Source organism: Spiroplasma endosymbiont of Polydrusus pterygomalis (genome assembly GCF_964030635.1).
Classification (GTDB): Bacteria; Bacillota_I; Bacilli_A; order Mycoplasmatales; family Mycoplasmataceae; genus Spiroplasma.
Map to the genome: position 1 here is coordinate 1,115,599 of NZ_OZ034909.1, position 14,236 is coordinate 1,129,834.

Below are 14,236 nucleotides of genomic sequence, written 5' to 3' on the forward strand. Positions count from 1 at the left end.
AAAATGAGTAGAATTAACCCAGGAGTTATCGAAGAATTAAGAAGACAAGCCCACGATACTTTAATAGATATCAGAGAAAATATAAAAGATAATAGACATTGAATGGTATTTCCTTTTAATGTTTATAGTTCATATATTCCTGATACTGAAACAGGTTGAAAACCTAATAACGCAAAACCTAGTGATTATGGTAGTTATTCAAGAATATTTGATAATATGGAAAGTACTATTGCACAATGACAAGATAGTTTAAAAATAGTACAAAAATATAAAGGTGAAGAAATCAATATCTTAACAATTGATGATTTTAAAAATCAGCCAGTTAACTCAACTATATGAGCAAATAATGAAACACTTTTCGCGATAAAATTAAAAGATGAAAATAATAATGTTTATTGAAAATTAATTGATGGTGAAAACATTTATGATATTAATAGAATGTTAGCATACTTAAAGCAATATAAATTAAGTTATTTTATTAATAATGATAATAAAGCCGATAATTTTTATACAAAAGATGTTAAGGTTGGTAAATATTGAGATGCTTATATGATTGATGATAGAAGTTCAATTCAATTTGGAGAAGCTAAATTTGAACAAGTATTTACCCAACAATCAACTGAAAGACAATATACTTTATTAATTTTAGATGAAGATGCAAGTAAATTAAATATTAATGATTATTATAATTTTTATACGGTTTTTAATGACCATGGATTAAATATTGGTGGAGGTAATATAAATATTGCGCCCCAAGATAGACAATGATTATATCCATCAAATGTTATTAATTATTATTCACCATATGATGGTAGTTTTTTATGACAAGAAATTACCTTTTCAAGTATTAATGACAAAATTAGTAATAGTGGTTTATCAGTACGACAATTTATTCAAACATCAGCACCAGGCGAGGGTTATTGTTTTCCTAAAATAACTTATAATGAGAAAACAAATACATCAACTATTGAATTAGATGATATGTTATTAAAAGACCCCGGTGTTAGAGCAATGGCCGTTAAATTTTATGGTAATCCGATCTTTTTTGATATGCCTGTTATTGGTCGACCAATTATTAAAGGTCAGTTTAATCCAAAAGTAATGAATTCACGAGATTTATTAATGTATAACATGTATCCGTGTCCGCCTGATAAAGTAAATACTTATGCATCACCAGAAGTAAGTTGATATAACATTCAAGGGATTCAACCAACAATGATAACCGGTTATGAAAACTGAAAAAAAGATATGGAAAGTAGATATGATTTTTGAAAGCAAAAAAATAGTGAGGGTATTGTTATAACTGACCAAGAAAGTTCGACAGCAACTAATCCCGCTGTTGGAACAACTATTAATGAAGAAAATAAGGACTCTAAATTTTATTGGTCTAAAAATTGAAAAATAACACCACCAAGTCAAATAAAAGTAAATAGTGGTGACGTTAATAATATTATTAGTACCCAAGCATCATCATATTTTAGAAGAAAAGATGAATTTGGTAATACTGTTGGTAGTGTTCAAATTGAATACAATAAAATGGGTTCATGTAATGTTTGAGATATTTTAAATATGAATAATTTTATTAATCGCCAAATTACTGTCTTACCTTTAAATTATACTCAAAAGTTAGTTTTTAATCCTTTTACGATACCAGGCGGAGTTGGTAAATTCTTAAACTTTATTTCGTTTGGTATTCCTTGGGGCTGAGTTATTAATCAAGATGAAAAAACTTGACCTAATTTTCAATGATTAAATGGATTTATGAGTGCTAATATTTATAGTTTTTATAATGATGCTTTTTGGTCTGAAAACTCAAAAGGTAAATGTTATTTACCTTTTGAAATATTTAGAGAACAAGGCAATGATAAAGTTGGTGCTATTTTTGGAGCAAATGCTACTAGTTTCGGGTTTACTACTTTATTAACTGATAAATTAGTAGGTACTGTTTTAACTAAGGATGGTAAACCAACAAACAATATAGTTTATTCAACATATAATCTAAAACAATTAAACGAAAAAACTAACCGAATTTATTTAATTAATGAACTTACAACAGCAGTTGATGCTCAAACACCAGTTAGTGATGGTGAAGAAGATAATGATTGTGAATTCTTACAAACACCAGATGGGACAAATTGTAGTTATATTATTGATATGTTTTCAATACAAGCTTTATATAAAGGTAATTTTGAAATTATCTTTTATGCTGATAACCCATATACCAATAATGAAGAAGATTATTTACGTTTATCAGTATGAAGTTTTCGTGGTAAAACAAAAAGTACATTAAATAATTATTTACGTGACATGACAACTAATTATAAAAATAGTTTCTTATTACCACATGACTATGAAATACCAACATTTAATTACCCACAATATGTATTACCACCAGTACCATATAAATATCAACCTTATACAAAAGATATCTGAGATGCTAATACAGTGCAACCATTATTAACTAAAATTATAGCAACTGCACAATGCAAAAGAACAGGTACATATATTAACTTATTTTCTAATGAAGTTAATTATGCTTATTATGAAGTAGAAATTGATTTAAAAAAAATTGACCCAACAATTCAAAGTATCAGTAAATTCCTAGATGCTTATAAAACTATTGAAATAAATAATCTAGCTAATTTACAAGTTGAATGTGGGCAACCAAATATAGAAAATTTTATACCTAATAGAGATATTAATATAATTGGTGGAAGTGAAAAATGTAGTAATAATTTATTTTCATTGGAAAATATAACTTTACAACAGAAGGGTTATTCGCAAACTGATAAAGTTAATTTTGATAATAGAATAATTTTATATACTGATAATATAGAAATAAATAATATTAAAACATCTTCTACTGCATATACTAATGGATTATCTGAAAAAGGTTATAAAAATACTTATAATAGCAATATAAATGATAGAAATTGTGGTATTAATTTTTTGCTTCAAATAACAAATCTTCCCAACGAAGATTATAATGATTTAATTAGTAATAAAATTAAAGAAACATATTTACAAGCATATTATACTAATGATATGAAATTAAAAATTAGATTTACAAAAACTTTATTACCTTATTTATTGTTTACATTTAAAGACTTACTTACTATTTTTTTTGGTAACGATAAAAATATAACAATAGATGTTAATAATCTAAATGTATTAGGTATTAAAAATAATAGTAATAATCCTGTTGAAATAACAATGAAGCCAAGATAAACAAAAAAAAGATTTAATGAACATCTAAAATAAAGTAGACAAGTTCATAATATCTCTTTTTTCTATTTTTATTTAACTTTTATATTACCATTTTCATCATTATCTAAATTAGGCAAATTTTGTTCTTTTCCATTTCAACGATAAACTGATTTAAAATGATTACCATTATCACTTTCTTCGCTATTAGGATTAGGCCAATTCATCATAGTATATTCAATTCCTATTTTGTCTTTAAATAAATATATTTTTCTACCATTTTCATTATTTGATAATTTTTTAATTTTTCAACCATCTGAATAAAAAGTTATAAAATATCATTTATTATCCACTTTATTAAATGGTTTTTCTTGTGGTGCTATTCATTCTAAATTATTTTTAATATTTTCATCATTTGTATCTATTTTGTTTTTTTCTTTTAATTGTGTTAATTCTTCTTCTGTATATTGTGTATTACAAGCAAACAAACTTGTTGTACTTGTTCCAATTAAAATGATTGATCATAAAATAGTTAGTATTTTTTTCATTTTAAAATATTTCTATATTCTTATATAATTTTGTTTGTTAATTTAATTTAAAAACTATTTATATCAATTTAATTATACTGATGATTTTATAAATTTTCCTAATTCAATCAATGAAAAACCAAAAGCTTTTGTAGATTTATAACCTTGTTCTATTATTAAAGAAACATTTTTTATTTCTTCACCTAAATCTTCAATATTTTGTCCTAAATCTTCAATATTTTGATTAGATATTTGATTATTATATTTTTGAATATTTTCTACTTTAGCGCCTATTTTTTTTAATTTATTACCTAAAACATATCCATTCAATTCATTTGTTAATCATGGTTTTAAAATATTTCTATAATCTGGTAATCCCGGTAATACGTCTGGATAATATTTAAGTTTCTCATCTATTGTTAATTTTATACCTATAGTATTAATGTTTTGACCAATAATATTAATATTTTCTTTTATTTTAGATATATTAACACCATCAGTAGTTAAATTTTCATTTTGATATAAATAAATAATTTCACCTAATTTTTCTAAAATTTCTCCTTGAGAAATAGAACCATTACCTAAATCTTCTACATTTATTAAACTTTTAATTAAACCATTAGTTATTTGTTTTACTAATTCTCCAACTGCTTTCATTTTTATTCCAAAAGTTTTTACATTTTGTCCTAAATTTTGAATACTTTGTTTTATATTATTTTTATTTATAGTAATACTTTTAATATTTTTTGATAAATCTTCTTTAAGATAATTTCCTAATTCTTGTAATTTTAGCGTTAAATCACGTTCAAGTAATATCATTAATTGACATTCTTCAATAACTTTTTCACCCATATCTTTTACTTTTTCAGATAGGTTATTTTTGATATCTATTAAATTATTTAATTTTTGTGAATTAATACCTCTTTTTATAATATTTAATTTATTGTTCCCTTTTTGATAAGGATTAGCGGCAATTGTTGTTGGTATAGCAGTTCCACTAATTGTTAATAAGCTTAATAAACTAAGTAATTTTTTCATACTTGTTTTTCTCCTTTTCTTAATCTTGAAACTTTTTATTGAAACTTTTTATCAAGATCTACTCCCAGTATATATATATATACAAGCAAAATTAGTAATTATTTTAAAAACTTTTATCTTGTTAAAAAGCTATTATTACGCGTTTTAAGACCTAAAATAGTAATAAAATATATTAAGTTTAGTATTTTATGTATAAAAAGTATTGTATTAGTAAAATAATAGTATATAATGAAGGCATAGGTTTAATCTTTTTCCGTAAAAAAGAGTTACGCTGACTTGTTAATCGGACAAGGATAAAAAAAGAGGAGTTTATAAAATGGCACTTATAAAAGAACAATTAATCGAACAAGGTTTAAGTGAAGAAATTGCAGAAAATATCTTAAATCAGTTTAATAATGAAGCAAAGCAAATTAGAGAAAGTGTGCAAAAACGCGAAGATGTTATATCAAAAGAAGACTTTATTAAATTATCTAATGAATTAGATGAATTAAAAGCCTTTAAAGATGTTCCATCTACTAAAATTGAAGATATTAAAACTAATTTAGAAAAAGTTAGTGGTAGTTCTTTATTTGAAAAAATGCAAACTTTAAAAGAATTAAAACCTGATTTGTTTGTCGAAGAACAACCATCAGTTTCACCAACTAATTTAATTAAAGATATGATTGAAAATTCGGTTGAAAATAAAAATGATGAAATTGAAACTATTAAAGAAAAAGGAGCATATACTCCAGAAGAAATTAAGAAATTAACTGATTATACACTTAAAAACCTTAGATAATAAGGGAGTGAATATTATGGCAACAATTAATTTGCCGCAAGTACATTTTACATTACAAGGTAATACAACAGGTCAAAAAGCCTATGTTGATATGGTTAACGCTATGCTAAGAGGACCATTAATGAATGAGCATGCAAGTATTATGCAATATGCAACTGCAACTGCTGAACAAGTTGCTTGATTACCTAATGCAGGACAAGCATTATATAATTTAACTCATCGTGTGGTATGACAAGATGATTATTCATTACCAAATGGTGGGGCAACTCAAACAATGGGATTAACAAGAATTCCGGTGCCTATTAATAAAAGATTTAATTTAAAATTAATGAATGAAGCATTTGACTTAGCAATGATAGAACAAAATATTAAAAATGGTGTTATTGCTGATGCTATTGCTAGTGTTGTACAGAATAAATTTGTTAATTTAGAATGTGAATTAATTCAGGCTATTTATGATTATTGTTTAGCAGATGGTCAATATGAAGTAATTCCATTTCGTGGTTATACAGCAGATAATGCTGATGATGCAAATAAAGCATTCTTTACATTAAATGAAACTTTGATTGAATTAACAAATCAAATTAGTAATTTATATTTTGGTTTACCAACCGATAAAATGTTTATGGTTTTAGGACGAAGATCCTATTTAGGATTAACACCTGCTTATTTAAAAGTAATTGGTTCACAAGCTCAATTAAAAGCAATGGTTAACGGTGAATTATATGAAAATACCGCAATGGGTATTCCGGTATCAAAAAGTTTTCATTTAGAAAAAACATATACAAAAGGACAAGTTAACCGAGATAAAGGTTATAATTTTACTAATATAAATGGTTTACTTATTAATAAACAAGTATGAGCATATCCAATTAATATGGATACTATTCAACAAGTTTTAGATAATGATACTGCTAACCCTAAATGAATTGGTAAAGTACAATATGCAACACCAACAATTTTATATCCAAAAACATGTAAGATTATTTTAGAAAAAGAACCAACACAAGAAGAAATAAATACTGCTAAAAGTAATTTAAATAAAACATTTAGAGTGCCGGTTGATTATGAAATTTCTACACCAATAAATACAACAAAATCTAATGTAATTTTAACACCAGATGTTGCTAAAATAGATATTAGTAAAATAAATAAATTAGATAAACCAATCATTAATTTACCAGATCCCAAAGATGTTAGTGATGGATGATTAAAACCACAATTTAAAGACGTTGTTTTAAAAGCAGTTAAAACTGTAGATAGTTCTTTAACTGAAAATGATTTTGATTATTCTATTAATCCTAAAGGTGAAGACTGACCAATTGATATTACAAATGATAAAATTGTTGAAGTTTTAATTGAAGGTAAAAACAAAGCAACTGGTAAAACAAAGTCAATTGAAGTAGTAATTAAAAATTCTTAATAAACAATGAATTTATTAATATTACGAATTTTAACTTTATTAACAGAAAATTTAGGAAATAAACCTTTAATAAATAAGTTTGTTAATTTAATTAATAAGGTTAATAAGTTTGCTTCATATTATGCTAATCCTTTTCAAAAGATTACAAATAAAATTGAAGATATTTATCAATGATTAAATCCATTTACTTATTTAAATTTAATTAAAAAAGGTCATAAAAAAGAAATTCAACAAATATTAAGTAAATTAGAAAAAGATAACAATATTAAAAATAGAGAACAATTTAAAAAAGAAAATTATCTAAACACTAATTGACAACCTTTAAATAGTAGTTGGCTTAATAGTGGTATGTTTAATATAACAAATAAGTTAACTTTAACAGGTAATTTAACTATTTTAATATATACAAAAACAGCAAAACACCCGAAGTTTTATGGTCCATATGTTTATCCTAGTGTTCCAGTTGAAATTTGAAAATTATTAAGTAATGCTGTATCTAATGCAGGAACTTTATTTTGGCGTTATTGATTAAGAAAATGATTACCTAGTCATTTAAGAGATTATATTAAAAAACGATTACCAAAAGAATTAAAAGAAAAATACCCAAAAGGAAATATCAAATTAACATTACCACATATTCAAAAATTACAACAAATTAAAAGGTTTATTAATAATTTAAAGATTGGACACTTTAATTTCAATTTTGCTGGTGAAATTAATAATAAAAAATGATATCGAGAGCGAAAAAGTGATGTTAAAAATATTAATAATTTATATAAAACACCAGTTAAAAGTATGTTTTATAAAACTAATCAAACTATTAAAAAAATTAAAAAAGTACAAAGAAAAGTTAATGGTTATAAACTATCTAATTTAAGAAATAAATATCGAAATCAATTAAGGGGTGTATTATATGGAAAGTAATTTAAGTAATTTGTTATTTATAACAGTTGAAGATGTTAAAGAAAGTAAACTTTGACAACCTATTAATGACCGTAAGCAATCTGCTTATAATGATAATTTAATTTATAATGCTATTTTAAAAACTAGTTTATGAATGGATAGATTATCAGGTGGGACAATTTCAGATAAAATAAATAAAAAAGATTTATTTCCCTGAGTTAAAAAAGATAATACTGGTTTAATTGAATATGATAAATGATTAAGTTATATTCAATCTGCTTGTTTATTAGCAGTTATGAATTGATATTTGCCAAAAGGAGTTAATGATTTAACTGGTAGTGCTTCATTTTCACAAGGTGGTGTGGCATATTCACAAACAAATGACCCCGAAGCAAATGAAAATATTACTCGTGATGTTAAAAATGCTTTAAAATTAGCTGGTGAAATAATTGATATTATATCTAGTAAAACGGTTGATAGACCATATAATTATCATTTAGGGAATTATGCTCATCCTTGAGAAGAAGAATATAAATATATTACGAAAAAAACATTTTATGACAGTTTATTATTTTATTTAAAAGAACGCGTTCAAACTGATAACACTATTAATATTACTCATCCAACAATTATCGATTATAGTAAAATTGATTATAATGAATATATTAAACTTGTTGTTCCGTTTGATAATGATACGATTTATTATGATAATGGGGTTTGAAAAACAAATATTTCAGATTGAGAAATTGTTGACACTAGTGATTTAGATAATACAAGGTTTGATTATGAAATACAAAATTGAGATAAAGAAAATTATAAATACAATATTTGAATTAAAACAAGTAATCAAAATTATTATTATTTATCAACATACAAAAATTTTAGGGGAAAAATAACTGTTGGATCATTTGAATTAGAAAACGTTTTTTCTCATCGCGTAGAATTAGAAGATGATGGAATTATTGCTATACGTACTGGTGGGACAGATGGAACAATTACTGGTTTACACATTGAAAGAAAAAAAGTAAGTTAGAAAGGGGTTTAATTAATGAAGCAAGATAAAACAACTTGATTAAAGGGTGCATTACCTTGAAATTGATTTAAAAAAGATCCTATTCCAACTTATAATTGAACTCATAAAGATATTAGAGAATGAGAAAGAAAATATAAAATTAGGAGTTGAGTAGTTAGTTTTTATACTTTAATGTTTTTAGCATTAAATTTTTGATTGGAATACGGGATGATTAATAGTATTAAGGATCAAATTAATTGATACAATTATGGTCAATATTGAGGCAATGGTATTGCCATTTTATTAACACCTTTATTTACACATGGAATTCAGGGTATATTTGTTGCTAGTAGTAAACCAAAAGTAGATATGAAAATTGATATTCCACGATTAAAATTATCTAAAATGGGATTATTATTTACAATTTTACCTTTAATTACTTTAATAATTTCTTTAATTATTATTTTAATTGATAAATTAAAATGAAAAAAAGACCATTTAAGACATTGTTTAGATTGTCGGATTAATCCGCGTGTTATTCAACCAAGAATAGCAAAACAATGAAATAATTTAGATGGTATAACAGAAGAAATATTTAAAAATATACAAAACGAAAATATTAAAAAACGAAAACAAGAAGAAAATAACAAAAAATTAAATATAAATAATAATTATGAAACTAATAATTAAATTTTATTAAAATAGACTATATATAGGGGTGGTAGATATTTTGGGTGGTTATATAGCTTAATTTATAAATTATTTTGTTCTGAAAAAATGGATGGCCACTGTTTGAGTAAGGATAAGAAAGGAAACAAAAACATGAATGAAACATTAATGATTGCTTTACTTGTGTTAGCTGGTGCTGGTGGAATGGGTAGTCTTGGTATTCTTGGATTATCTGCTAAAAAAATTAAAAAATATAAAGCAGAACTTAGAGAATTGAGAACGGCTGTTATTGCCCACGAAAAACATTTACGAGGACCTGATTATGCAACAGAATTAGCCCTTAAAACAGGTCAAATTAAAAATGTTAAAAAACAAGTTAAAGTAAACGACAAAAAACAAGCACAAAAAGATGCTATTAGACAACTAACAAATAGTATTTAAAAAAATAACCAATTAAGGTTATTTTTTATTTTTCTTTGTTGTGACTTATATAAAAATTAATAAGATATTCTATTCGTTGTGAATAAGTATCAAAGTTAGATAATTTATTTCAAACTTTTTCTTCATTTTCATTTAAGTAAATATTAACATTTCGAATTTTACAAGAATAATATTTTCCTGTTTTTTGATTATATGATTTTTTCATAATATTAAACCTCATAATTAGCAATAATAATTGCATCTCGTAAATGATTACTTATTTTCTCATTATTATATTTTCAACCTTTACCATATTGATAAATTAAATTACTATCTTTATCAAATTTTCATATACAACTGTCATTATATTTACTTAAATTTTCCATATTTTTAACAATTGATTTAGTGTGTTTTGGTGATACTCAATTAATATTGTGTACTTTTTTTGTATTGTATTTAACTGTTCCAATTACTTTTAATAAATCATCCCTATCTTTACTTGCATTAGCAGATGTATATAAACAATCTTCAATATTAATAATTGCATCTGGTCTTAATACATCTAAAATAATATCGGGTTGTGTAATTCAATCATAATGTGTATATTCGGATTTATCAATTAATTTATTATCTTTAAAAGTAACGATAGCAGTAGTACCAGTCCCTGATGGGTCAATACCTATTTTTATCAAGTTGCTCATTCTTCATCATTATTATTAACTGTTGGTACTACATTAGAGATATCTTCTTCTTTAACTACATTATTGTTTGTATCCGCTATTTCTATATAAGATGAGGTATTTATATTGTTTGATAAGGGTTCATCGCTCATATGCCCCTTATTTTTGGCGACAGTAATATCATTAAAAGGTATATAATCAAAATTACCATCTTCTTTAATTTCTTTTTCATCTAAATCAATGTCAGTAATATCTACACCTAATTCTTGGGCTAATTTACGATATAATTTTGCTTCAACCATTTCTTTTGGTCATTTATTTCAAGGCGAATATTCACTATTTCCACTTGGACTACTATTTTTTAAACGGTCAATATCGGCTTTTCTTAATAAAATTCCTTTTGTTTCACCAGTTAAACGATTAATTCCAAAAGCATAAGCACCAATAATATTTTCATATTGACTGGTATTTGTCATAAAATCTATTTCATGTAATTTTGGTTTTTGTAAATCGGTATCTCATACAAATTTTTCACTTTTATAAATAATTCCTCGTTTTAACATTCAATTTTCTTGTTCCATTCTTTTTTGAAACACACTACTATCAATAATAGTTGTTAATTTATTTTTAAATGGAATAATATTAAAATCTTTTCCGAATATTAAACCTTTATTACTTAAATTAATAATTCCTAAGGCTGTAATTTTTCCATTATCAGCATTACCCACTAAATTCATATAACTTTGATTATTTTTTAATTTTAGTTCTTGTAAAGAAATTAAATTTTCTTGTAAATATTTAGCATTAACATTTAATTCATATGCTTTAACTGCTGTTGCTACTAATTCTTTTATTCCCATTTGATTATTCATAATTATTTCTCTCCTTTATTTATTTTGAATTTAATTCCATTAACACCAATAGTATTAATGTTTTTATTACTATCTCATTGTTTTTTAATTTCGTTTTTAACAATTTGTTCATCAACAATTAAATAATTTTTAATTAAATTAATAAGTTCTAATTTATCAGCATTTTGTAAAAAATCATCATTAACACCCAAAATATCAATATCTTTAATTAATATTTTTTCTTTCCGAAATTTACTAGTAGTTTTTTCTAAATCTTGTTCTATTTTTGCTACATCTTCCATAACACGAACTTGTTCATCTTCAATTTGGTCCATGTCTAACCCCATATCAGGCGTTAAGTTATTAGCATATTCAACCCTATTTTCTTGTTCTTGTTTTTTAGTTTGAATAAACTGTTGTTGTTTTAAGTATTGAACTTGTATTAGGCTATTTTTAATTTCAATTTTATTATTTTGAAGTACTTTTTCTAAATTAATAATATTAACTCTAATTCGATTTAATTCATCTTTAAAATCTTTTATTAATTCTAATGGTTCTCTAAAAACAAAATCAATTTTACTAATAGCACTGGGTATATCTTTTAAATGTATATCTTGATAACCATTTAATGCATAATGATTAAGATGACGATAGATAAACTCTGCTAATTCTTTACCGTGATTATCAATTCAATTTTTAATCGGTAATGCTTTTAAACTTAATTCTTTAAAATCATTACCTTTTAAATAAAATGGATAGGTAATATTTTTAATTTGATTATTTAACTTTAAATCTGCCATAATTAAATTTCCTCCAAATTCATATCCATAATTAAATTATCAATATATTCGTAAGCAGTCTCTTCTGAACAACATTCTTCTAATGCGATATTAAATAAATCTTCTTCGCTATAAACATAACCACTTTCATCTTTTCACATATTATTCATAATTTATCACTTCGTAGTCTGCTTCTTCATCTTCTAAATAATCATCTATTAAACCTTTAACCTCATCAATTTCATATCATTTTAAATTTAAATCAAAATCTTTTGGCAATGAAATATTACCTACATGTCGCTCTTCATTACCAAATTTAAGATATAAATTTAATTCTCAACTCATATCATAGTCACTATCAATTTGTGCATAAATAATATCTTTATTACTAATTTTTAATGCGTTATTATTAATTCATTTTTCATTTAAGTAATCACTAATACAATATGACATTTTCTTATTCCTCCTAATTATTTTTATTGTTTAATGCTAAATGTTCATCCGTAATATCTTCTTGCGATACTGAATAACTTTTAAGCATTAATTCATTCAATTTATTTTCTTTATTGCATTCTTTATGAAAACAATAACCTCAATATCTTTGTTTAAGACAAATTTTATTTAACTTTTTCATATAAAAATCCTAAATTATTTGATTGATTTTTTTCTCAATTTGTAATATTTTTCAACCATCTGATGCTAAATCTAAAATATCGTTAATTTTGTAATGTTGCATATAAGAAGCAATAACGTCTCATTTATCTTCAAATAAATTTAAGTACATTTTTGCTCATTCTAAACACTGTAAATCATAATGATTTTTATGATGAGAAATACGACAATTAACAGGTTGACAATTCACTCAATCAAATAATGTTGTTATTTCATTTCAAGTTTTATTAATATACAAACTTTTATATTCCATTATATTTCCTCCTATTTTTAATTTGCTGGCACTCACTCCCAAGTGAAAGTGCCAAAGCGAGAATTAGTTATATAAGTATTTATCTATTTATTTACTACGCCATCCGCTTCACTAGGGGTGAGCGGTGGCGATAATATATTTAATATTTGTTTATTATTAGATAATAGACAGTTGTTTTTATGAGGTAAAGCCAGAGAATTCTCTCTCTTCATCCGCACCATTTCAGGTCAAAACGTTCAGTTTTTAAAATAAATTCACTTGCACCTTGAAGAGCCTGGTGCTGGCGTTGTGGTTTGTAGAACCGCTGCCATCCTCGATGGGACAATATATATCGCAAATTTATTTATAAAGTGGCCATCTCTATTTTTATTGTCGTTCGATGTTGACCTTGCACTTATCACGACTATCGCTTAGTTTAAATATAACCAGCGCCGATTTACATATTTCCTCATACACTATTTCAGTACTTGCCTCGGCTGGCTGTGGAAATGAGCTTAAACTCATGTTCTTATGGAAGCACTTAGTTATTTAAAATAACCGTCCCACACTGCATTAAGTTGTTTTATAAAATCAAAGTTTAAAATAACCAGTTTCTCAATCAAAGATAATTTTTGAATTTTCTATTTTTTGATAAAATCGCTTTTGTTTCTTATCTTTTGTACGATTTAATAAATCTTTGTGTTTATCACAAGTTCATAAAACTTTATTTGATAAAAATTCTTCGGTAATGAATGATATTGATTTATAGCAATTATCAACATCACAGATTGTTTGTTGCGTATTAATTTCCATTACTTACTCCTTTCTTTGATATTAAGTTTTTTTATTTATTAGCCAAATTAATTAACTAAAACAGAGAAAGGACAACACCTTAAATTAGGAGAAAAAAAAGGTACACTTTGTAATGATTTATAAGATATTTAATAAATGTGTAAACAACTTTAAGTTAACGAAAAAGTTGCGATAAAAAGTTTCTATTTTAAGAATTTAAGATGCTGCCCTTTCTCTGAATTAATTAATAATTATG

18 protein-coding genes are annotated in these 14,236 nt (G+C 24.7%); 7 read left to right on the forward strand and 11 right to left on the reverse strand.

Going from position 1 to position 14,236, the window contains the following annotated elements; translation table 4 throughout:
• Positions 1-3: 3 nt before the first annotated feature.
• A complete protein-coding gene (locus ACQH23_RS07265) occupies positions 4-3,228 on the forward strand; it encodes a hypothetical protein (protein ID WP_425377820.1) in 3,225 nt (1,074 codons plus the stop codon).
• A gap of 68 nt (positions 3,229-3,296) precedes the next feature.
• Here the strand turns inward: ACQH23_RS07265 and ACQH23_RS07270 are convergent, their stop codons facing one another.
• The gene (locus ACQH23_RS07270; protein WP_425377821.1) at positions 3,297-3,752 is read right to left on the reverse strand and encodes a hypothetical protein; all 456 of its coding nucleotides are present in this window, start codon (positions 3,750-3,752) and stop codon (positions 3,297-3,299) included.
• A 72-nt stretch (positions 3,753-3,824) separates the two neighbouring features.
• On the reverse strand, positions 3,825-4,769 hold the full coding sequence (locus ACQH23_RS07275) for a hypothetical protein (protein ID WP_425377822.1): 945 nt from the start codon (positions 4,767-4,769) through the stop codon (positions 3,825-3,827).
• Between the two features lie 316 nt (positions 4,770-5,085).
• On the opposite strand from ACQH23_RS07275, the gene ACQH23_RS07280 reads away from it, so the two are divergent.
• The 6 genes from ACQH23_RS07280 (at position 5,086) to ACQH23_RS07305 (ending at position 9,995) form a co-directional block, all read left to right on the forward strand.
• Positions 5,086-5,547: a hypothetical protein gene (locus tag ACQH23_RS07280; RefSeq protein ID WP_425377645.1), complete on the forward strand. Its 462-nt coding sequence runs from the start codon at positions 5,086-5,088 to the stop codon at positions 5,545-5,547.
• Positions 5,548-5,563: 16 nt separating this feature from the next.
• Complete coding sequence (locus ACQH23_RS07285; RefSeq protein WP_425377644.1) at positions 5,564-6,970, forward strand: hypothetical protein; 1,407 nt, start codon at positions 5,564-5,566, stop codon at positions 6,968-6,970.
• Positions 6,971-6,976: 6 nt separating this feature from the next.
• Positions 6,977-7,894, forward strand: a complete 918-nt coding sequence (locus ACQH23_RS07290; RefSeq protein ID WP_425377643.1) for a hypothetical protein — start codon at positions 6,977-6,979, stop codon at positions 7,892-7,894.
• Positions 7,884-8,906, forward strand: a complete 1,023-nt coding sequence (locus ACQH23_RS07295) for a hypothetical protein (protein ID WP_425377823.1) — start codon at positions 7,884-7,886, stop codon at positions 8,904-8,906. Before ACQH23_RS07290 ends, ACQH23_RS07295 begins: the two co-directional genes overlap by 11 nt.
• A gap of 15 nt (positions 8,907-8,921) precedes the next feature.
• A complete protein-coding gene (locus ACQH23_RS07300; RefSeq protein ID WP_425377824.1) occupies positions 8,922-9,575 on the forward strand; it encodes a hypothetical protein in 654 nt (217 codons plus the stop codon).
• Positions 9,576-9,662: 87 nt separating this feature from the next.
• On the forward strand, positions 9,663-9,995 hold the full coding sequence (locus ACQH23_RS07305; protein ID WP_425377640.1) for a hypothetical protein: 333 nt from the start codon (positions 9,663-9,665) through the stop codon (positions 9,993-9,995).
• A gap of 25 nt (positions 9,996-10,020) precedes the next feature.
• On the opposite strand, the gene ACQH23_RS07310 is transcribed toward ACQH23_RS07305, so the two are convergent.
• The 9 genes from ACQH23_RS07310 to ACQH23_RS07350 all read right to left on the reverse strand — a co-directional run bounded on the left by ACQH23_RS07310 (position 10,021) and on the right by ACQH23_RS07350 (position 14,001).
• Positions 10,021-10,200 (reverse strand): hypothetical protein, encoded by a 180-nt coding sequence (locus ACQH23_RS07310; protein ID WP_425377672.1) that lies wholly within the window; start codon positions 10,198-10,200, stop codon positions 10,021-10,023.
• A gap of 4 nt (positions 10,201-10,204) precedes the next feature.
• The gene (locus ACQH23_RS07315; protein WP_425377671.1) at positions 10,205-10,675 is read right to left on the reverse strand and encodes a hypothetical protein; all 471 of its coding nucleotides are present in this window, start codon (positions 10,673-10,675) and stop codon (positions 10,205-10,207) included.
• Positions 10,660-11,526, reverse strand: coding sequence for a recombinase RecT (locus ACQH23_RS07320; protein WP_425377637.1), 867 nt, complete (start codon positions 11,524-11,526; stop codon positions 10,660-10,662). The genes ACQH23_RS07315 and ACQH23_RS07320 overlap by 16 nt, the downstream gene beginning before the upstream one ends.
• A 2-nt stretch (positions 11,527-11,528) precedes the next feature.
• The gene (locus tag ACQH23_RS07325) at positions 11,529-12,305 is read right to left on the reverse strand and encodes a hypothetical protein (RefSeq protein ID WP_425377636.1); all 777 of its coding nucleotides are present in this window, start codon (positions 12,303-12,305) and stop codon (positions 11,529-11,531) included.
• Between the two features lie 2 nt (positions 12,306-12,307).
• The gene (locus ACQH23_RS07330) at positions 12,308-12,454 is read right to left on the reverse strand and encodes a hypothetical protein (RefSeq protein ID WP_425377635.1); all 147 of its coding nucleotides are present in this window, start codon (positions 12,452-12,454) and stop codon (positions 12,308-12,310) included.
• Positions 12,447-12,737, reverse strand: coding sequence for a hypothetical protein (locus ACQH23_RS07335; RefSeq protein ID WP_425377634.1), 291 nt, complete (start codon positions 12,735-12,737; stop codon positions 12,447-12,449). Before ACQH23_RS07335 ends, ACQH23_RS07330 begins: the two co-directional genes overlap by 8 nt.
• Positions 12,738-12,750: 13 nt before the next feature.
• Positions 12,751-12,918 carry a hypothetical protein gene (locus ACQH23_RS07340; RefSeq protein WP_425377633.1) on the reverse strand — a complete coding sequence of 56 codons (168 nt, stop codon included), beginning with the start codon at positions 12,916-12,918 and terminating at the stop codon, positions 12,751-12,753.
• Positions 12,919-12,927: 9 nt separating this feature from the next.
• Positions 12,928-13,245: a hypothetical protein gene (locus ACQH23_RS07345; protein ID WP_425377632.1), complete on the reverse strand. Its 318-nt coding sequence runs from the start codon at positions 13,243-13,245 to the stop codon at positions 12,928-12,930.
• Positions 13,246-13,761: 516 nt separating this feature from the next.
• Positions 13,762-14,001, reverse strand: coding sequence for a hypothetical protein (locus tag ACQH23_RS07350; RefSeq protein WP_338955090.1), 240 nt, complete (start codon positions 13,999-14,001; stop codon positions 13,762-13,764).
• Positions 14,002-14,236 lie beyond the last annotated feature (235 nt).